This is a genomic window from Sphingobium indicum B90A, assembly GCF_000264945.2.
Taxonomy (GTDB): domain Bacteria; phylum Pseudomonadota; class Alphaproteobacteria; order Sphingomonadales; family Sphingomonadaceae; genus Sphingobium; species Sphingobium indicum.
Genome location: NZ_CP013070.1, coordinates 252605 through 272404, shown reverse-complemented (window position 1 = coordinate 272404; position 19800 = coordinate 252605). Strand labels below are relative to the sequence as shown.

At 67.8% G+C, this 19800-nt stretch carries 18 protein-coding genes, 1 tRNA gene and 1 pseudogene; 14 read left to right on the top strand and 6 right to left on the bottom strand.

Features of this window, described 5'->3' with window-relative positions; all coding sequences use genetic code 11:
* Window positions 1-31 precede the first annotated feature (31 nt).
* Together SIDU_RS01400 and SIDU_RS01395 are read left to right on the top strand one after the other, a co-directional pair.
* Entirely contained in the window at window positions 32-1003 is a 972-nt protein-coding gene (locus tag SIDU_RS01400; RefSeq protein WP_007683643.1) for an SPFH domain-containing protein, read from the top strand.
* Complete coding sequence (locus tag SIDU_RS01395) at window positions 1003-1461, top strand: NfeD family protein (protein ID WP_020819484.1); 459 nt, start codon at window positions 1003-1005, stop codon at window positions 1459-1461. Before SIDU_RS01400 ends, SIDU_RS01395 begins: the two co-directional genes overlap by 1 nt.
* Here the strand turns inward: SIDU_RS01395 and SIDU_RS01390 are convergent.
* Window positions 1412-2413, bottom strand: coding sequence for a LysR family transcriptional regulator (locus SIDU_RS01390; RefSeq protein WP_007683639.1), 1002 nt, complete (start codon window positions 2411-2413; stop codon window positions 1412-1414). The genes SIDU_RS01395 and SIDU_RS01390 overlap by 50 nt on opposite strands.
* A gap of 189 nt (window positions 2414-2602) precedes the next feature.
* Between SIDU_RS01390 and SIDU_RS01385 the strand changes: the two genes are divergently transcribed.
* The 4 genes from SIDU_RS01385 to SIDU_RS01370 are packed head-to-tail and all read left to right on the top strand — an operon-like array spanning window position 2603 to window position 6579.
* Window positions 2603-3709 carry a phosphotransferase family protein gene (locus tag SIDU_RS01385; protein ID WP_007683638.1) on the top strand — a complete coding sequence of 369 codons (1107 nt, stop codon included), beginning with the start codon at window positions 2603-2605 and terminating at the stop codon, window positions 3707-3709.
* Window positions 3706-4983, top strand: coding sequence for an acyl-CoA dehydrogenase family protein (locus tag SIDU_RS01380; protein ID WP_007683637.1), 1278 nt, complete (start codon window positions 3706-3708; stop codon window positions 4981-4983). Before SIDU_RS01385 ends, SIDU_RS01380 begins: the two co-directional genes overlap by 4 nt.
* Complete coding sequence (locus SIDU_RS01375) at window positions 4980-5723, top strand: SDR family NAD(P)-dependent oxidoreductase (protein WP_007683636.1); 744 nt, start codon at window positions 4980-4982, stop codon at window positions 5721-5723. The genes SIDU_RS01380 and SIDU_RS01375 overlap by 4 nt, the downstream gene beginning before the upstream one ends.
* A gap of 28 nt (window positions 5724-5751) precedes the next feature.
* Entirely contained in the window at window positions 5752-6579 is an 828-nt protein-coding gene (locus SIDU_RS01370; protein ID WP_007683635.1) for an SDR family NAD(P)-dependent oxidoreductase, read from the top strand.
* 94 nt (window positions 6580-6673) lie between these two features.
* On the opposite strand, the gene SIDU_RS01365 is transcribed toward SIDU_RS01370, so the two are convergent.
* From SIDU_RS01365 to SIDU_RS01355, 3 genes are read right to left on the bottom strand one after another with little or no spacing between them, the layout of a single operon-like run.
* On the bottom strand, window positions 6674-8089 hold the full coding sequence (locus SIDU_RS01365; RefSeq protein ID WP_007683634.1) for an efflux transporter outer membrane subunit: 1416 nt from the start codon (window positions 8087-8089) through the stop codon (window positions 6674-6676).
* Window positions 8090-8103: 14 nt separating this feature from the next.
* Window positions 8104-9708, bottom strand: coding sequence for an MFS transporter (locus SIDU_RS01360; protein ID WP_007683633.1), 1605 nt, complete (start codon window positions 9706-9708; stop codon window positions 8104-8106).
* The gene (locus SIDU_RS01355; protein ID WP_007683632.1) at window positions 9705-10634 is read right to left on the bottom strand and encodes an HlyD family secretion protein; all 930 of its coding nucleotides are present in this window, start codon (window positions 10632-10634) and stop codon (window positions 9705-9707) included. The genes SIDU_RS01360 and SIDU_RS01355 overlap by 4 nt, the downstream gene beginning before the upstream one ends.
* Window positions 10635-10760: 126 nt before the next feature.
* Here SIDU_RS01355 and SIDU_RS01350 point away from each other — a divergent pair, with 126 nt between their 5' ends.
* Window positions 10761-11396: a TetR/AcrR family transcriptional regulator gene (locus SIDU_RS01350; protein ID WP_007683631.1), complete on the top strand. Its 636-nt coding sequence runs from the start codon at window positions 10761-10763 to the stop codon at window positions 11394-11396.
* A gap of 64 nt (window positions 11397-11460) precedes the next feature.
* Here SIDU_RS01350 and SIDU_RS01345 read toward each other — a convergent pair.
* Window positions 11461-11535: transfer RNA gene (locus SIDU_RS01345), tRNA-Gln, on the bottom strand.
* Between the two features lie 274 nt (window positions 11536-11809).
* On the opposite strand from SIDU_RS01345, the gene SIDU_RS01340 reads away from it, so the two are divergent.
* The 4 genes from SIDU_RS01340 (at window position 11810) to SIDU_RS01325 (ending at window position 14876) form a co-directional block, all read left to right on the top strand.
* A complete protein-coding gene (locus SIDU_RS01340; protein ID WP_007683629.1) occupies window positions 11810-12331 on the top strand; it encodes a MarR family winged helix-turn-helix transcriptional regulator in 522 nt (173 codons plus the stop codon).
* A 74-nt stretch (window positions 12332-12405) separates the two neighbouring features.
* Window positions 12406-12720 (top strand): hypothetical protein, encoded by a 315-nt coding sequence (locus SIDU_RS01335; protein ID WP_007683627.1) that lies wholly within the window; start codon window positions 12406-12408, stop codon window positions 12718-12720.
* Between the two features lie 22 nt (window positions 12721-12742).
* A complete protein-coding gene (locus SIDU_RS01330; RefSeq protein WP_007683626.1) occupies window positions 12743-13681 on the top strand; it encodes a DMT family transporter in 939 nt (312 codons plus the stop codon).
* A gap of 97 nt (window positions 13682-13778) precedes the next feature.
* The gene (locus SIDU_RS01325; RefSeq protein ID WP_007683624.1) at window positions 13779-14876 is read left to right on the top strand and encodes an IS630 family transposase; all 1098 of its coding nucleotides are present in this window, start codon (window positions 13779-13781) and stop codon (window positions 14874-14876) included.
* 138 nt (window positions 14877-15014) lie between these two features.
* Here SIDU_RS01325 and SIDU_RS01320 read toward each other — a convergent pair whose 3' ends face one another.
* Window positions 15015-15770, bottom strand: a complete 756-nt coding sequence (locus SIDU_RS01320) for an enoyl-CoA hydratase (RefSeq protein ID WP_007683622.1) — start codon at window positions 15768-15770, stop codon at window positions 15015-15017.
* A gap of 119 nt (window positions 15771-15889) precedes the next feature.
* Here SIDU_RS01320 and SIDU_RS01315 point away from each other — a divergent pair, with 119 nt between their 5' ends.
* From SIDU_RS01315 to SIDU_RS01305, 3 genes and pseudogenes are all read left to right on the top strand, one after another.
* Window positions 15890-16876 carry a bile acid:sodium symporter family protein gene (locus SIDU_RS01315; RefSeq protein ID WP_007683621.1) on the top strand — a complete coding sequence of 329 codons (987 nt, stop codon included), beginning with the start codon at window positions 15890-15892 and terminating at the stop codon, window positions 16874-16876.
* Between the two features lie 144 nt (window positions 16877-17020).
* Window positions 17021-18178, top strand: a pseudogene (locus tag SIDU_RS01310) (aromatic ring-hydroxylating oxygenase subunit alpha).
* The gene (locus SIDU_RS01305; RefSeq protein WP_007683617.1) at window positions 18175-19785 is read left to right on the top strand and encodes a phytoene desaturase family protein; all 1611 of its coding nucleotides are present in this window, start codon (window positions 18175-18177) and stop codon (window positions 19783-19785) included. Before SIDU_RS01310 ends, SIDU_RS01305 begins: the two are co-directional and overlap by 4 nt.
* Window positions 19786-19800 lie beyond the last annotated feature (15 nt).

The following is a 19800-nucleotide window of genomic DNA, read 5'->3' as shown; positions in this document are numbered from 1 at the left end:
AGTCCAAGCGGATTTCTGGGGGAGTGCAGGCATGCTGACGACATTCGCGCTGACGGTGACATTACTGGTGCTGTTCTACCTGGCGGTGAGCGTCAAGGTCGTGCGCCAGGGCTATCAATATACCATCGAACGCTTCGGCCGCTTCACCGAAGTGGCGCGCCCCGGCCTCAACTTCTACCCCGCCTTCTTCTACGCCGTCGGGCGCAAGATCAACATGATGGAACAGGTGGTCGACATTCCGGGGCAGGAGATCATCACCAAGGACAACGCCATGGTGTCGGTCGACGGCGTGGTCTTCTTCCAGGTGCTGGACGCGGCCAAGGCGGCCTATGAAGTGTCGGAACTCTATGTCGCGATCATGCAGCTCGCCACCACCAACCTGCGCACGGTGATGGGGTCGATGGACCTGGACGAGACCCTGTCGAAGCGCGACGAGATCAATGCCCGCCTGCTCTCCGTCGTCGATCACGCCACCAACGCCTGGGGCATCAAGATCACCCGCGTGGAGCTGAAGGACATCCGCCCGCCCGCCGACATCGTCAACGCCATGGGCCGCCAGATGAAGGCGGAGCGCGAAAAGCGCGCCCTGATCCTGGAGTCGGAGGGCCTGCGCGCATCGGAAATCCTGAAGGCGGAAGGGCAGAAGCAGAGCCAGATACTGGAAGCCGAAGGCCGCCGCGAAGCCGCCTTCCGCGACGCCGAAGCCCGCGAGCGCGAGGCGGAGGCGGAGGCCAAGGCGACGCAGATGGTCTCCGAAGCCATCGCCAGCGGCAATGCGCAGGCGATCAACTATTTCATCGCCCAGAAATATGTCGAGGCGGTGAGCCAGTTCGCCACCTCCCCCAACGCCAAGACGATCCTCTTCCCGGTCGAGGCGACCCAGTTGATCGGCACGCTGGGCGGCATCGGCGCGCTGGCGAAGGAGGCCTTGGGCGAAGGCGCGCCTCCCACGCCGCCCGCCGCGCCGACCCGCCGCGGCCCGTTCGGACAGGGGCCGGCGTGATGGACGCGGGCATGACCGGCTGGCTCGCCATGCTGGACGATCATTGGGGCTGGCTGGTCTTCGCCGCGCTGCTTGCCATGGGCGAGGTGGTGATACCGGGCGTGTTCCTGATCTGGGTCGCGCTGGCGGCCGCGGTGACGGGCCTTGTCGCGCTTGCCTTCCCGATTTCCGTGCCGCTGCAACTGCTGCTGTTCGCGGGCCTCTGCCTCCTGTCGGTCTGGGGCGGGCGGCGCTGGTACACGGCCAATCCGGTGGATTCGCAAGACCCGCTGCTCAACGACCGCGCCGCCCGGCTGGTGGGAGAGGTCGTCACCGTGGTCGAGCCGATCGACAATGGCCGGGGCCGTGTGAAGGTGGGGGACGGCGTCTGGTCCTGCCGCGGCCCGGACGCGCCGGTGGGCGCCAGGGTCAGGGTGACGGGCGCGGAAGGGTCCGTTCTGACGGTCGAACCGGCGTGACGCCCGCCTGAGGCAGCGCCCCGGCCGCATCGCCCGCGCCTTCCTTCATGAGATCCCAGAAACGATCGACGGCGGCGCGGGCCGGCCGACGGCTGCGGATGGCGACCAGTTCCGTCTCGATGCCCAACCCCTCGACCGCGACCTGCTTCAATCGCCCGCCCTCCCTTTCCTCCGGCATGGCGAACCATCCCAGCGATATGACCGGGATGCCGAAGATCGGGGCATAGCGGATCAGGGCGGGCGCATCGCCTTCGGGCAGGTTCACAAGCTCGGCCCCGGCCTGGCGAAGCCCCCTGGCGATCACCTCCGACAGGCGGACGCCATGGGCGCGGCTGAGCGATCCGATCCGGCATCCGTCAAGCTGCGACAGGGCGACCGCGTCGGCGCCATGGAAGGCATGGCCGGGCGGGACGGCCAGCGCCACGGGCCGCCTGCCCAGCACGATGCGGGGAAATTCGTCCGCCATCCCGGTTTCCACGGCGGAACGCGATGCGCCCGATCCCGCCACTTCCAGGTTGATCGCCACCTCGATCATGCCGTCCGCCAGTTCCTGATAGAGCTGGGCCGGCGCCCGGCCATGGATGCGCAGCCTGTTGTCCGGCCGCGCCGCGAGGAAGCTGTCGACCAGGGCGTTCCGTTCGGGAATCCCCGCCATGTGGTGCGCGATCCCGACGCGCAGCCAGTCGCGGCGGATTTCCTCGGCCGCGCGGCCGATCAGGGCGGTTTCCAGGATGATGCGCCGGGCATTGTCCAGGAACAGCGTTCCCTGCGCCGTCAGTTCCACATTGTGCCGGGTGCGCGTGAACAGCGGGAAGCCAAGTCGGCGCTCCAGTTCCCTGATCTGCGCGGACAAGGCGGGCTGGGAGATGTTATGCGCTTCGGCGGCGCGCCGGAAGGACAGCTTCTCCGCCACCGTGACAAAATAGCGATATGGTCGTGCATCCAGATCCATAGGCTTCTTCACCGCCTGCCTGGGGACGTTGATAGGGCTTGCCTATCACCAGCACAAGAATTCCGTATTGGACTGGCTGGCGGCTCTCTCCTACGCTCCATTCCAGCCGCCGGAGCCGCCAAGGCCCGGCGCGGACCCAAGGTGCGGACCCAAGGTGCGGCCGAAAAGGCAGGAGAGGATGTGCAAGCGGTGAGATTCCCGTCCGAAACGCCGCCGCCAGGCGCAGCCGGGGACCGGGCCGGGGATTGGGCCGGGGATCAGGAACGCCTGGTCCCGGTCGACCGGCTGAGGTCGTGGATGGACGGGCAGGGCCTGGGCCGGGGGCCGTTGCAGCATCCCGTCGCGCTCCAGGGCGGCACCCAGAACATCCTGCTTCGCTTCGTGCGGGACGGCCGCTCCTATGTCCTGCGGCGGCCTCCGCCCAACCCCTATCTGGACGGCGACAAGACGATCCAGCGGGAAATCCGCGTGCTCGGCGCCCTTGCCGACACGGATGTGCCCCATGCCCGGCTGGTCGCCGCATGCCTGGATCGCGAGCCGCTCGGTTCCGCCTTCTACCTGATGGAGGCGGTCGACGGCTTCGCCGCGACGCGGGGCATGCCCGATCTTCATGCCGGCGACGCCGACGTGCAGCATGCCATGGGGCTGGAGATCGTCGACGCCCTGGCCAGGCTCCAGGCGGTCGATCCCGCCGCCGTCGGGCTTGACGGCTTCGGCCGGCCGGAAGGTTTCCTGGAGCGGCAGGCATCGCGCTGGCTGCGCCAGCTCGACAGCTACGATCAATATGCGGGCTGGGACGGACGCAGGGATCTTGCCGCCGCCGAACGCCTCGCCGCCTGGCTGGACGCCCATCTTCCGCGGGACTTCAGGCCCGCCGTCGTCCACGGCGACTTCCACGTCGGCAACCTCCTCTTTTCCCATGACGGCGCGGCGCTGCTGGCGATCGTCGACTGGGAACTGGCGACGATCGGCGATCCGCTGATCGACCTTGGCTGCCTGCTCGCCACCTGGACCGACCCCGACGGCTCCCATCCGGGCTGCCTGCCCGTCGAACCGTGGCTGGGATTTCCCACCGAAGCCGAACTGGTGGAACGCTATGCCGCCCTCACCGGCCGCGACATGACGCATTACAACTGGTTCGTCGTCCTCGCCTGCTTCAAACTCGGCATATTGCAGGAGGGCAGCTACGCCCGCGCCTGCGGCGGCCTGGCCGACATGGGCGTCGCGCGCTGGATGCACGAAACCTCGATCAATCTTTTCCAACGGGCCCTCGGCCGCATCCAGGAGCTGCCATGAGCTGGAGTTTCGCCAATGATCCCGGGTTTCAACCCGAACTCGACTGGATCGATCATTTCGTCAGGGAAGAGGTCGAACCGCTCGACCATCTGCTGGGCAGCCAGTGGAACATCCACGATCCGGAATTTCAACGGCTGGTCCGGCCCCTGCAGGCGAAGGTCAAGGCGCGCGGCCTGTGGGCCTGCCACCTGGGACCGGACCTCGGAGGCAAGGGCTATGGCCAGCTGAAGCTGGCGCTGATGAACGAGAAATTCGGCCGCTCGCGCTTTGGCCCCATCGTCTTCGGCGCGCAGGCGCCCGACACCGGCAATTCGGAGATATTGGCGCATTACGGGACGCCCGAGCAGAAGAAACGCTATCTGGAGCCGCTGCTGGCGAACGAGATCGTCTCCTGCTTCTCCATGACGGAGCCGCAGGGCGGGGCGGACCCGCTGGTCATGCGCATGGCCGCGACGCAGGTGGATGGCGGATGGGTGCTGGACGGGGAAAAATGGTTCGCCTCCAACGCCCGCTGGGCCGCCTTCTACATCGTCATGGCGGTGACCGATCCCGACGCCGATCCGCACCGCCGGATGTCGATGTTCATCGTCCCGGCCGATTCCCCCGGCATAGAGATCGTCCGGAACTACGGCTTTTACGGCGAGCCGGAGGACGGGCATGCGCATGTGCGCTGGAACCGGGTCTTCGTCCCGGCGGACAATATGCTGGGCGGGCGCGGCGACGCCTTCGTCGTGGCGCAGGTCCGGCTGAGCGGCGGGCGCATGCACCATGCGATGCGCACCCTGGCCCAGGCGACGCGCGCGTTCGAAATGATGTGCGAACGCGCCGTCTCCCGCTTCACCAAGGGGGAGCAACTGGCCAGGAAGCAGATGGTGCAGGAGAAGATCGCCGATTCCTGGATAGAGCTTCGCCAGTTCCGGCTGCTGATACTGGAAACCGCATGGCTTGCCGACCAGGGGCATGACTGGCGCGCCATCCGGGCCAATGTCGCGGCGGTCAAGGCGGCGATGCCGAAGCTGCTGCACGACATCGCCGCCCGCGCCCTGCATATCCACGGATCGCTGGGCCTCAGCCATGAGATGCCCTTTGCGGAATGGGTCATCAACTCCTTCCACATCGGCCTGGCCGACGGCCCGACGGAGGTCCACAAGGTGACGCTCGCCCGCGAAATCCTGAAGAATGTCGAACCGTGCGGCGACATGTTCCCCGCCTATATCCGCCATGAGCAGCAGGCCCGCGCGGCGGAGCGCCACGGCGCGGGGGCCATGGCGTGACCGGCGCCAACCCGCTGGACTTCACGGGGAAGACCGCGCTTGTCGTGGGCGGGTCGAGCGGCATCGGCAACGGCATCGCCCGCGCCTTCCTCGACGCGGGGGCGCAGGTGCTGGTCTGGGGCACGCGGCCGGACGCGGCGGACTATTCCGCGTCCGAAGGCAGCGATCTGGCCGGACTGCTCTACAGCCAGGTCGATGCGGCCGACTGGGACGGCGTGGAACGGGCGGCGCGCGACATTCCCGCGGTCGACGTCGTCGTCCTGTGCCAGGGCACCGTGGTATATGGGCGCGGCGAATTCGAACGCGACGGCTGGGACAGGGTGATGGGCGTCAATCTCGACAGCCTGATGGCGTGCGCCCGCGCCTTCCGCCCGGCGCTTCGGGACAGCGCGGGATCGCTGATCATCGTCAGCTCGATTTCGGGCTATCAGGCGAACCGCGGCAATCCGGCCTATGCCGCGTCCAAGGCGGGCGCCATCGGCTTGACCCGGACCCTGGGCCAGGCCTGGGCGCCGGACGGCATCCGCGTCAACGGGATCGCGCCGGGAATGGTCGCGACGAAGCTGACGAAGGTGACCACCGACCATCCCGGGCGGCTGGACCGCACTCTTGCCGCGATTCCCCTGGGGCGGATGGGACAGCCTTCGGAACTGGGGTCGGCCGCGCTGTTCCTCGCCTCGCCCCTCGCCTCCTATGTGATCGGGCACACGCTGGTGGTGGATGGCGGATTGCTTCTTTGAGGGGCGGTTCCATGGCAGGGAGGACGGAATGGAGCGCATAGTCGAAGGGAGGGTGTCGATCGTCACGGGCGCTGCGCGGGGCATCGGCCGCGCCACGGCCGAACTGCTGTGCCAGCATGGCGCGCGCGTCGTGATCTGCGACGCGGATCGCGAAGCGGCCGAGCGGACGGCGCGGGAATTGGAAGGGGAAACGATGGTCTTCGCCGGCGACCTCGTCCAGCCCGGCATGGCGGAGGCGCTGATAGAGGCGACGATGGACCGCTGGAACGCGATCGACATCATCGTCAACAATGCCGGCTATGTCCTCAATGCCCGCGCCGAACGGATGACGGACGAGGAATGGGACCGGATGCTCGCGATCCACGCGACCGTGCCGTTCCGCATCCTGCGCGCCGCCGCGCCGCATATGATCAAGGCAGCCCAGGCCGAACGGGCGGCGGGGCGGGAGGTGTTCCGCAAGATCGTGAATGTCGCCTCGACCGCCGTGATGGGCAGCGTCCGCCAGGCCAATTACGCCGCGGCGAAGGCGGCGCTGGTCGGGCTGACCAAGTCGCTGGCGAAGGAATGGGGCGAACATCTGATCAACGTCAATGCGGTGGGCTTCGGTTCGGTCGATACGCGGCTGGGCGGCTTGCGAAGCGAGGATAATGTGCTGGAACTCGGCGGCGAGCGCATCCAGCTCGGCCTTTCGCAAAAGGCGGTCGACAGCATCCCCGCATCGGTTCCCTTCGGCCGCCCGGCCACGCCCGCCGAAGCGGCAGGCGCCATCTTCATGCTGTGCACGCCCTGGAGCAACTGGGTGAACGGCCAGTTGCTGATGGTCAATGGCGGCCAGGTCTACGGCATGTCGGCATAGCCCGGCAGGACGTTGAGGCGACAAGGGAGAGATCCGGCCGGCGCGCCGTGCGTGACGGGATGGACGGCCACGCGGCGCAAAATGCCTCGCGCCGTCAGGCCGGCCCGTTCCCGACCGCTTCCCAGCCGCCGCCCAGCGCCTTGTAGAGCGCGGCCAGTTGTTGCAGTCGCGCCGCCTGCGCCAGCACGTGCAGGCGATCGGCCGCACTGTAGGCAAGCTGCGCCTGCAACAGGGCGGTCAGATCCTCCTCGCCCGCCGCGTACCGTCGCCTCGCCAGTTCGACCGCCTCCGCTGCGGCGTCGCGCGCCGCGGCGCGCTCGACGCCGACAAGGCCCGCCGAGGCGTAGCGGTTGATGCTCGTCTCGCTGTCGGCGAGCGCGGTCAGCACCGCCCGTTCGTAGCGCGCCGTCGCGGCCTCGGCACGAGCGTCCGCCGCGCGGATCTGGGCACGAATGCGCCCGCCAGAGAAGATCGGCCAGCGCAGCGACGGGCCGAACTGAAAGCGCAGGCTGCTGTCGGAAAGGAGATCGCCCGGCTCCCGCGCTTGCAGCCCGATGCCGCCGATCAGCGAGAAGCGCGGGAAAAGCTCCGCCGTCGCGACTCCGACATCGGCGGTCGCCGCGGCCAGGCCGCGTTCGGCAAGGCGAACATCGGGACGACGGCGCAGGAGGTCAGACCGCAGGCCGGCGGCGACGTCCAGGCTTGCCGCGGGCATGGGCGCGACCCGCCTCAGCCGCTCATGCAGCGCCTCGGGCGGCTGCCCGACGAGAAGCGCGAGACGGAAGGCCGCCGCCGCTTCGTCGCTCTCATGGGCGGGGATCGTCGCCGCGGTCGACCGCGCCTGCGTTTCGGCGCGCAGGAAATCGGCACGCGAAGCCGCCCCGACGCGCAGCCGCTCGCCGACCAGCCGCGCTATGTCGCCCTGCCCCCGCGCTTCGACGACCGCGTTGGCGCGCAGCGCCTGTGCGGCGCGCAGGTCGATATAGGAGCGGACAACCTCTGCGACGACCTGGATGACCGTCCCTCGCCGCGCCTCCTCGGCCGCCTCCGCGCGCGCCTCGGCGCTTTCGATCGCCCGGCGCGTTCCGCCCCACAGGTCGATCTCCCACGACGAGTCGAAACCGGCATCGTAGATCGAAAGGCCGCGGCCCAGCCCCGGAACCTTGCCGACGGGCAACTGGCCATTTTCGCTGAGCCGGCTTTCGGTCGCGATCGCCGAAACCCCGGCCTGCGGCAGTTCGCGCCCGTGGACCGCGTCGCGATTGGCGCGCGCCTCGCGCAGCCTCGCCCCTGCTTCGGCCATGTCCTTGTTGCCCGCGATCGCCGCTTCGACAAGCTCGGTCAGCAACGGATCATTGAACTTGCGCCACCAGGCGCCGTCGACGGCTTCCCCGCTCGCTTGCCCGACCCAGCTTTCGCCGACGGCGATTTCAGGACGCCGATAGTCGGGGCCGACCGCCGCGCAGCCCGCCAGACCGGCGGCGAGAACCGCCGCCAGCGCGATTTTCACGGGTCGCTGCCTCTTCATGATCTTGCCTCTGCTGGAAAGGATTTCGGTTTCCCCATCGTCTTGGCGAGCAGGATCTTGAACGCCAGGATGCACGGCGCGCCGAAGACGAAAAGCAAGGCGACGAGGGTGAAGGCGGTGTCGAAAACGATCACCGCGCCCTGCCCGCCGACCGCGCGGCCGACCATCGCGGTCGCGGCCTTCGCGGCCACGCTCGCCTCGACGCCGCGCGATACCAGCAGGTCGGTCGTCGCCCCGATCCGTTCGGCGAGCGCGGGCGATCCCGCATGGATCGCCGCACCCAGCACCGCCTGGTTATGGACCATCCCGTCATCGATGGAGGTCTGGAGCGCCGCGACGCCGATCAGCCCGCCGAGCTGGCGCCCGATATTGAAGATGCCGATGCCGAACGCGACGCTGGCCGGGGGCAATTTGCCGAACGCGATCAGCATGATGGAAAGGAACAGGAAGCCGAGGCCGAAACCGCGCAGCAGGACCGCCGGCATCATGTCGGCGGCGCCGCTTTGGCCGTTCGAGCCGGAAAGCATCCACATAGCCGTCATGATCGACAGGATGCCGAAGGGCACCGTCGCCACCGGCGGCACTCCGCGGGCCTGCATCAGCCAGGCGGCGAGCAGCAGCGTCGCGAGGAAGCAGCCGCCGCTCGGCAGCAGCAGCGCGCCCGCCTCGGTCGGCGTGAAGCCCAGCACCGATACAGCGAAGGCCGGAATCACGAAGCCGCTGCCGAACAGCGCCGCGCCCGCGATGAAGCTGACGAAGAAGGCAAAGGCGAAATCCGCCGTCCTGAAGGCCGAAGGATCGAGAATTCCGGCGCTCCCCACGCGATATTGCCGGACCGCGAACAGCAGCAGTCCGGCCGCGGCGACAGCGGTCATCCAGCCGATCCGGCTCGCCTCGAACCAGTCCCATCGGCTTCCCTGGGTCAGCACATAGGTGACGCAGGACAGCGCCATGCCCAGCCCAAGCAGGCCGACCCAGTCCAGCCGGCGCGGCGGCGCGGGCCGGGCGGGCGTCGGATCGGCGATGAGCAGCAAGCCCGCAGCGCCCAGGGAAAGCGGCAGGATCGCGAAGAAAATCCACCTCCAGTCGTGATTGTCGACCAGCCATCCTTCGAACAGGGGCGCCGCGGTCGCCGGGGCAACGACCGATCCCATGGCGAACATCGCCTGCAGGATCGGCTGGCGCGCCGCGGGGAAGTTCCAGAACAGGATCGCCTGTCCGCTGATCAGCAAGGTCGCCCCGGCGATCCCCTGAACCATCCGCAGGACGATCAGGAAATCGAGCTCGGCCGTCGACGCCGCCCCCGCGCACGCCGCGCCCATCGCCAGCGTGGCCACCAAAAGCGACCGGCGCGGATCGATGCGGGTCAGGAGCCAGGGCGCGAAGGCGAAGCCGATGAACTTGAACGCGGTATATCCGACGTCGAGCCATGCGAACTCGTCGGGCGTGGCCGAGGTGTCTCCGATGATGTCGGCGCGGCCCAGCGCCAGCAACGTGCCCGCGACCGCTTCCGTCAGGCTGGAAAGGATGATGCCGGCGACGAGGAGCCGGCCGGTCGCGGCCCTAAAAGGCGCCGCCGCCGGGGCAGCGAGGGCGGTCATGACCTTGCGCCCCGCTCGACTTCGACCCGTGCCGACAGGCCTGGGACCAGCCGTCCGGGAAGCGGGTTGCGCTGGATTCGGATCTTCACCGGCACGCGCTGCACGACGCGGACGAAATTGCCCGTCGCATTGTCCGTGGGGATCAGGGCAAATGCCGATCCGCTGCCGGGCGCGAGGCTGTCGACGACGCCCTTGATCACGACGTCGGGATAGCCGTCGACGCGTATCCGCGCGCCCTGTCCGGGGCGGATGTGCTCCAGTTGCGTTTCCTTGAAGTTGGCGACGACGTAGAGATCGGCAACGGGAACGATGTCGAGCAGCGAAGCGCCGGGCGCGACGAGCCGACCGACGCGAACCTGCCGATTGCCCACGACGCCGGCGATCGGCGCGCGCACCACCGTATTTTCCAGGTCGATGCGCGCCAGATCGCGCGCGGCGATCGCCTGCGCAAGGGCCGCGACGGCTGCCTGGCGCTGCGTGCCCAGAAGCTCGACACGCTGGCGCTGGGCATCGATTGCAGCGGTCGAGACGGAGACGCCCGCCTCCGCGCGCGATCGCGCCGTCTCGCTTTCGTCGACTTGCGCCTGGCTGATGGCGCCGCCGTCGATCAATTCGTTACGGCGATCGCTCGTCCTGCGCGCAAGACCCAGGTCGGCGACCGCCGCGCCGCGCTGCGCCGCCGCCTGACGGACCAGGATATGCTGCAACCGTATGTCTTCGCCGCTGTTCGCCAGCCGCGCCTGGGCTGCCTTCACATTGGCTTCGGCCTGCGCCAGCTTGGCCCGATAGTCGCGATCGTCGATGCGGAACAAAATATCGCCCGGCCGGACGGCCTGATTGTCCCTCACCGCGACCGAAACGACATATCCGCGCCGCTGCCGCCCCACACCCACGCGCCCAGCGCGACGCTCGCGGCCGCGACGCATAGCAGCATGCCAATCTTCTTCCCGTCAGCGCTGGCCATGAAATCTCCGGTAATAGGAATTACCATTGACCCATAGGGTAATCCCAATTACCAGTCAATGGCGTAGGCGAGGGAAGGAGACGTGCCAGTGAGCCAGACGCCGGGCCGGGGCCGCATCAAGGTCGGTCGCGACGAGCTGCTTGCCGTTGCGGCGAAGATCTTTTTCGAACAGGGCTATGCCGCGACGCGCATCGACGACATCATCGAGCGGACGGGCGGTTCGAAGCGCAACATCTATGCCGAGTTCGGCAACAAGGAGGGGCTGTTCGCCGCGATCGTCTCCGAACAGGCCGGCCAGGCGCTGGCCCCGCTGGCGATCGACAATGCGGCGGGCCAGAAACTTGAGGAGGTGCTGCTCGACTTCGGGCGCCGGCTGATCGACATCTACATGTCACCTGCCCTGCTGGGCGTTTACCGCATCGCGATCACCGAATGCGCCCGCTTTCCCGAACTCGTGCGGCGCTTCTATGATCTCGGCCCGGGACGCGCGGGCGCCACGCTCGCGGACGTGCTCAGGGCGGCCAAGGCGCGCGGAGAGATCCAGACCGACGATTGCGCCGTAGCGGGCGATCATTTCGTCAGCATGATCCGCGGGAACATGCATCTGCACGTCATGCTTGGCCTGCGCGACCCGCCGGATGCGCAAGAGCGGCGCCAATTCGTGGCGTCCGTCGTCGATCTTTTCCTGAACGGCCTCGTCCATGCCAGGCCGGAACAGGACTAGCGACCCGAATCCGCAGCGCGTCGCATCGCGGGGAGACCTTGTTGGTCATAATGGGCCAAAATAGTGGCTGGGGCGGCAGGATTCGAACCTGCGCATGGCGGTACCAAAAACCGCTGCCTTACCGCTTGGCTACGCCCCAGCATGGGCCGGACACCGCCGGCGCGGACCGCCATATAGCGCCTGTTGCGCGAAAGGAAAGCCTAAGGCTGTATCGACATTCAGAAGATGGCGAGCCGAAAATGGTGATTTTCCGTGACCCGGCGCGCAGCCTACTCAAAGTAGGTGAGCACCGGAAGCACAGAAAAGCGCGATTTGCAGGCCGCCAGGGCTGAATGTCGATACAGCCTAGTCATTATTTTCCGGAACCGCCAATATGCGCGCCGCCCCTTCCTCTCAGCCTGGAACCGACCGGCATGTCCGCGCCCCATTCCCCGACCCCCGCCCCCACATCCCAGATCGCGCCCGCTTCGCCGCTGTTCCTGCGCGAGGATGAGATCCGGCGGGGCATAGAGATGCTCTATTTCGGCTATTCCGCGCTCACCCGCTCGATCGACGAGGGGCTGGCCGCGCAGGGGCTGGGCCGGGCGCATCACCGCGCGCTCTATTTCATCTCGCGCCAGCCCGACCTGACGGTGAAGGACCTGCTGCGCCTGCTCGCCATCACCAAGCAGTCGCTGGGCCGCGTGCTCAACGACCTGATCGAGCAGGGCTATATCGAGACGCGGCAGGGCGCCAGCGACCGGCGGCAGAAACTGCTGCGGCTCAGCCCCGCCGGCGTCGCGCTGGAGGCGGAGCTGTTCCGCGCGCTGCGGGAAAAGATGGCCGCCGCCTACGCCCAGGCGGGGCAAGGCTCCGTCACCGGATTCTGGCGCGTGCTGGAGGGGCTGATCCCCGATCAGGACAGGTCCATGGTGTTCGGCCTGCGCGGCCGGTGAAGGGCCGTCGCGCAACCTTATCGCCGCGGGAGCGCTTATCACCCCTGTGTTGAAGGCAAGACAAGGGTGAATCCATGCGCACAAAATTCCTGGCCGCCATGTCGGCGCTGGCCACGCTCGGCGCGTCGGCCTGTTCGGAAAAGGCGGCCGACAATCTGGAAAATGCCGGCTCCGCGATCGGCAGCGACGTCGGCAACACGGTCGACCGGGCGGGCGACAGGATCGACCGGGGCCTGGACGCGGCGGGCAATGCGATAGGCGAAGGGTCCGACCGACTGGGCGCGGCCATGGACAATGCGTCCCGCGATGCGGAGCGGGAGGCGCGCGAAGCCAAGCAGGACGTCGGCGCGGCCATGGAACGCGCGGGCAACGACATCAGCAAGGAGTGACGGCCCGCGAAGGGCGCGGCGCTTGACCTTGGCGTCCATCGGCCGCACCAGCGACGGCATGTGCGCCGCGTCCCGACATCCCGCCCCCTCCCGACTGATGATCGGACGCCCGGAACTGGCGCTGATCGGCATCACATTGCTGTGGGGCGGCACCTTCCTGATCGTGCACCAGGCGATGCGGCACAGCGGGCCGTTGTTCTTCGTCGGGCTGCGCTTCGGCACGGCGGCGCTGATCGCGCTCCCGCTCGCCTGGCCCGTCCTGCGCGGCGTCACGCAGCGGGAATGGCTGGCGGGGACGATGATCGGCGTCGGCATCTTCACCGGCTATACGCTCCAGACCTGGGGGCTGCGGACGATCCCCAGCAGCACATCCGCCTTCATCACCGCCGCCTATGTGCCGCTGGTGCCCATCCTGCAATGGATCGTCCTGCGCAGGCGGCCGCGCCTGGCGAGCTGGATCGGCGTGGCGCTGGCCTTCGCCGGCCTGCTGCTGATCGCCGCGCCGAAGGACGGGCTGTCGCTCGGCCAGGGGGAGGCGCTGACGCTCATCAGCACGCTCGCCATCGCGCTGGAGATCATCTTCATCAGCCTGTGGGCGGGCCGCGTCGACGTGGCGCGGGTGACGTTCATCCAGTTGGCGGTGACGTCGCTGCTCGCCTTCGCCTGCATGGTCCCGGCCGGAGAGGCGATCCCGCCCTTTTCCTGGATCGTCATTCTGTCGGCCTGCGGCCTGGGCCTGATGACGGCGCTGATCCAGCTCGCGATGAACTGGGCGCAGCGCAGCGTGTCGGCCACCCGCGCCACGCTGATCTATGCCGGGGAGCCAGTCTGGGCGGGCCTGATCGGCTGGATCGCGGGCGACCGCCTGCCCGCCAGCGCCCTGCTGGGCGGCGCGCTGGTGGTCGCCGCCGTGATCGTCAGCGAAATCCGCTTCGGCAGGCCTCAGGGCATTGCGCGTTAAATCAAATCCCCGCCATTGTGAGTTTACGGCCTAGTCACCTGGAACTGAAGTAAGCTTCATTGTATAAGCCCTTGTAGATCAGACGGAGGTTAATGTGATGGCGGGCAGACGGGCGGATTTGGTTGTCTTGAGCGGAGATGACCGGCGTTTTCTCGAAGCTCAGGTCCGCCGCCACAAAGCGCCGCGTTCACTCTCTGATCGATGCCGGATGGTCCTGCTTTGTGCAGAAGGGCTGCAGAGCAAGGAAGTCGCCGAACGCCTGGGCGTTCACGAGCACACGGTTGGCAAATGGCGCCGCCGGTTCGTGCAGGCTGGCATTGAAGGACTGACTGACGAATATCGTGCGGGTCGGCCACGAACAGTATCTGACACGCAAGTAGCTCAGGTGATCGAGCGTACGCTGAACACGACCCCCAAGGACGCCACGCATTGGTCGATCCGTTCCATGGCCGCCAAGTCCGGGCTGTCACACACCACCATCCGCCGGATCTGGGGCGCGTTCGGCCTGCAGCCGCACCGGTCCGAGACATTCAAGCTGTCCACCGATCCGCTATTTGTCGACAAGGTGCAGGACATAGTCGGGCTCTACATGTCGCCGCCGAACCGGGCGATCGTGCTGTGCGTGGATGAAAAATCGCAAATCCAGGCGCTGGATCGCGAGCAGCCGGTCTTGCCCATGGCGCCGGGGGTTCCTGAGCGGCGCACCCATACCTACGTCCGCAATGGCACGACATCCCTGTTCGCCGCGCTCGACATTGCCACCGGCGCCGTGATCGGGAAATGCTACAAGCGCCATCGGGCAACCGAGTTCCTCGACTTCCTCAAGCGGATCGACGCCGCGATCCCCAAGGGGCCAGACGTCCACCTCGTGATGGACAACTATGCGACCCACAAGACGCCAAAGATCAAGGCCTGGCTCGCACGCCGCCCGCATTGGCATGCTCACTTCACACCGACTTCGGCGTCCTGGATCAATCAGGTCGAACGATGGTTTGCAGAACTGACCCGCAAGCAGTTGCAGCGCGGTGTCCACCGATCAACCGCTGAACTTGAGACCGACATCACCGCATTCATCGCGGCGCACAACGAAAACCCCAAGCCCTACAAATGGGTCAAATCCGCCGACGAAATCCTCGCCGCCGTCAAACGATTCTGCCAAAAAACAATGAGCCGAACTTCAGATTCAGGTGACTAGGTGTGTGGGGATTCAGTCCATGGCGGGCTGCAAATAGCGGCTTTCTGCGCTTCCGGTGCTCACGTACTGAAGTACGCTGCGCGCCAGTTCTCGAAATCCACTATTTTCGCCGCGCCCTGAACTGAATCCCCACACACCCTAGCGGCGAAACACCGGCGCCCGCTTCTCGAAGAAGGCGGCGAACGCCTCCCGCGCCTCGTCGGAGGCAAGCGTCTCCCTGAACAGCCGCGCCTCCTCCTCGATCCGCTGGTTCAACACCGCCGGATCGCCCTTCATCAGGCGGCGGGTCGCGGCGAGCGCCCCGGGCGGCTTGGTCATCAGCAGCGCAGCCTTCTTCCGGGCATGGTCCAGCAGCGCATCGGCCGGAACGATCGCCGTGACGAAGCCCGCATGGTCGGCGGTCTGCGCATCCATCGGCTCGCCCAGAAGCAGCATCGACGCCGCCTTGGCATAGCCCATCGTCGCCGGAGCCAGCAGGCTGGAGCCTGCCTCCGGCACGATCCCCAGATTGACGAAGGGCATGGTGAAGCGCGCGTCGGGCGCCGCATAGACCAGGTCGCAATGGAACAGCATGGTCGTCCCCACGCCCACGGCCAACCCCTGCACGGCGGCGACCGCCGGCTTGCCGAAATTGGCGATGGCGCGGATGAAGGCGAAGGCCGCCTCCCCGCCCTGCGGGCCGGACATGAAGTCGTTGAGGTCGTTGCCCGCGCAGAAGGCGTCACCCTTCCCCGCGAATAGCACGGCGCCGATCTCGTCCCGGGCGGACGCATCCGCCAGCGCGGCGGTCATGGCGCGGTACATGTCGGCGGTCAGCGCGTTCTTCTTGTCGGGACGGTCGATGTGGATTTCGATGACGCCCTGGTTCTCGACAATGGCTATCCCTTCGCTCACGACCGGAGCCTCCTTGCTGTTCTTCCGCCCTTGCACGGGCCTTGTGGTTCGTCGCGACTGTTGGCGCATCTGCGCGGGCGCGTCTATCCTTTTCCGCCCGTCCTGCCTAAAGGCGACCCATGCAACGCCTGCGCGAGATACTGGACCCTTTCCTGCTGCTGCTGATCGGCACCGTGGCGCTCGCGTCCCTGCTGCCCGCGCGCGGGGAGGCCGCCGGCCTCGCCGGGGCGGCGGCGGACGCGGGCATCGTCCTGCTTTTCTTCCTGCACGGCGCGAAGCTGTCGCGGCAGGCGATCTGGAACGGCGCCAGGGCGTGGAGGCTGCACCTGGCGACGCTGGGAACGACCTTCGCGGTCTTTCCCCTGATCGGCCTGGCGACCCAGCAGGCGACGGCGATCCCGCCATCGATGCGCGCCGGCTTGCTGTTCCTGACGCTGCTCCCCTCCACGGTGCAATCCTCCATCGCCTTCACCGCCATCGCGCGGGGCAATGTCGCGGCGGCGGTGGTCAGCGCATCCTTCTCCAACCTGCTGGGCATCGCGCTGACGCCGCTGCTGGTCGCGCTGACGATGGAAAGGGGCGGGACGGGCGGCCTGATCTCGCTCTCCTCGATCGAGGACATCGTGCTGCAACTGCTGCTGCCCTTCATCGTCGGCCATCTGGCGCGGCCATGGATCGGCGGCTTCGTCAGCCGGCACAGGGCGATGCTGGGGCGGGTGGATCGCGGGTCGATCCTGCTGGTGGTCTATGCCGCCTTCAGCGCGGCGGTGGTGGAGGGATTGTGGCAGACGGTGTCGCGCGGCGAATTGCTGCTGCTGGCCGCGGCCTGCATCGCCATGCTGGGGGTCGTGCTGGTCTTCACCCTCCTGCTCGGACGGCTGCTGGGCCTGTCGCGGGAGGATGCGATCGTGCTGCAATTCTGCGGATCGAAGAAAAGCCTGGCGACGGGGGTGCCCATCGCCGGGGTGCTGTTCCCCGCCGGCGCGGTGGGGCCGATCCTGCTGCCGGTCATGCTGTTCCACCAGATACAGTTGATGGCCTGCGCGGTGCTCGCCCGCCGCTACGGCGCGGCGGACGCCCAGGCCCGCCTGGCGGCGGCGGGCTGAGGCGATGGACCGGCCGGTCCCGACCCCCGTCGCCATGGGCTGAATGTCGATCGGCCCCAGGACCGATCCGATCGCCGCCATTGCCGGAAAGGCGCCGTATGTTATACATGCGTAAAATATATCGGCTGGGGCAGGCGCGCGATAGTGACGGATGATGGGCAAGGGGAGGATCCGGACGCGGCATGGAGCCTGCCGGCCTAGACCTATCGCGATCCCGAATTTTTCGATCTGGAGCGGCGCCGGATATTCCGCCCCTCCTGGCAAATCGTGGCGCATGAAAGCGACATCCCCGCCCCCGGCGATTTCCGCCTGCTCGACTATATCGGGGAAAGCGTGATCCTGATGCGGGGCGGGGATGGTCTCGTCCGCGCCTTCGCCAATGTCTGCCGCCATCGCGGCGCGCGGATCGTCGACGCCGCCGCGGGCTGCGCCAGGACGCTCACCTGTCCCTATCATGGCTGGACCTATGACGATCGGGGCCGGCTGTCCGGCGTGCCGCTGGAGGAAAGCTACGGCCTCGACCGCGCCCGCCATGGCCTCCACGCCGTGGAGGTCGAGAATTTCCACGGCTTTCTCTTCGTCAGGCTGGAGGATGACGGCGGCCCCTCCGTTGCGGAGATGATGGTGCCTTATGTTCAGGAGATCGCGGCCCACCGCTTCGGCGAGTTGCGGGCCATGGGGCGGGTGACGCTGCGCCCCCGTGCGGTGAACTGGAAGATCGTCGGCGACAATTATGCCGACGCGCTGCATGTCGCCGTGGCGCATCCCGGACTGCGGCGGCTGATGGGGGCGGGCTATCGGGTGGAGGCCGCCGCCCATGCCGACCGGATGAGCGCGCCGATCCTGCGCCGGCCATCGGCCAAGCTGTCGGAACGGGCCTATCAGCATTTCCTGCCGCGCATACCGCATCTGGGGGATGAGCGGCAGCGGCTTTGGACCTATTTCAGGCTGTGGCCCAATATCGCCTTCGACATATATCCCGACCAGGTGGACTTCATGCAGTGGCTGCCGCTGTCCCCCACCCGATCGCTGATCCGGGAGGTTGCCTATGCGATCCCTGACGAGCGCCGGGAAATGAAGGCCGCCCGCTACCTCAACTGGCGGATCAACCGGCGCGTGAATGCGGAGGACCGCGCCCTGCTGGAACGGGTGCAGGCGGGCCTTTCCTCCGACAGCTTCACCGTCGGCCCCCTTTCGACGCAGGAGGTGGCGCTCCGCCATTTCTGCGCGCGGATGCGGCGCATCATTCCGCAGGCCCGGCTGCGTCGCGCCCCCGCCCCTGGATGGAGCCGGGCGGCATGACCGGGGCCTATGACGCGGTCATCATCGGCGGCGGGCATAACGGGCTGGTCTGCGCCTTCTACCTGGCGCGGGCGGGATACCGGGTGCGCATCCTCGAACGCCGCGCCATCGTCGGCGGCGCCGCCGTGACGGAGGAGTTCCACCCCGGCTTCCGCAATTCGGTGGCAAGCTATACCGTCAGCCTGCTCCACCCCAAGGTGATAAGCGACATGCGGCTGGTCGAACATGGCTATCGCGTGCTCGAACGGCCGATCAGCAATTTCTTCCCCCAGCCGGACGGCCGCTATCTGAAGCTGGGCGGCGGGCTGGAGCGGACCCAGGCGGAGTTCGCGAAGTTCAGCGTGAAGGACGCCGCCGCCCTCCCCGCTTATTATGACGCGCTGGAGGTGGTGGCCGACCTGCTGCGCGACATGACGCTCAAGACCCCGCCCAATGCCGGCGACGGGCTGGCGATGGTCGTCGCCGCGCTGCGCCAGGGCCGGCGGATCGGCGGCCTGACGCTGGAACAGCAGCGCGACGTGCTGGAACTGTTCACCCGGTCGGTGCGCGGCTTCCTCGACGGCTGGTTCGAGAGCGAGGCGGTGAAGGCGGCGTTCGGCTTCGACGCGGTGGTCGGCAACTACGCCTCCCCCGACGCGCCGGGCAGCGCCTATGTGCTGCTGCACCATGTCTTCGGGGAGGTGAACGGGAAGAAGGGCGCCTGGGGCCACTGCGTCGGCGGCATGGGCACGATCACCCGCATCATGGCGCAGGTGGTGCGCGACCTGGGCGTGGAGATCAGCCTGGAGGCGCCGGTCGCGTCCGTGCTGGTCGACGGATCGCGGGCCGTGGGCGTCCGGCTGGAAAGCGGGGAGGAGGTGATGGGCAGGGCCGTCATCGCCAATGTCGGGCCGAAACTGCTCTACGAACGATTGATGGACCCCGCCGACCTGCCGCCCGATTTCCTGAAGCGCATAAGGGGGTTCAGGGCGGCGTCGGGCACCTTCCGCATGAACGTCGCGCTGTCGGCGCTGCCCGACTTCGCCTGCCTGCCCGGCCTGGGCGAGCATCACCAGTCGGGCATCGTCATCGCGCCGACGCTGGACTATATGGACCGCGCCTATATGGACGCGAAGCGCGAGGGCTGGTCGAGGGAACCGATAGTCGAGATGCTGATCCCCTCGACCGTGGACGAAAGCCTCGCCCCGGCGGGATGCCATGTGGCGAGCCTCTTCTGCCAGCAATTCGCGCCGATCCTGCCCGACGGCCGCAACTGGGACGACGAACGCGAGGCGGCGGCGGATCACGTCATCGCCACCGTCGACGCCCACGCGCCCGGCTTCGCCCGGTCGGTGATCGCCCGCGACATCCTCTCCCCGCTCGACCTGGAACGGAAATTCGGCCTTGTCGGCGGCGACATCATGCACGGCAACATGACGCTGGACCAGCTATGGGCGGCGCGGCCGGTGCTGGGCCACGGCAACTATCGCGGCCCGCTCAAGGGCCTCTACATGTGCGGCGCGGGCACGCATCCGGGCGGCGGCGTGACCGGCGCGCCGGGCCATAATGCGGCGCGGGAAGTGATCCGGGACGGCGCGCTGCTGGGGCGGTGGTTCGGGCGGGGGTGAAACGGCATGCGCCGC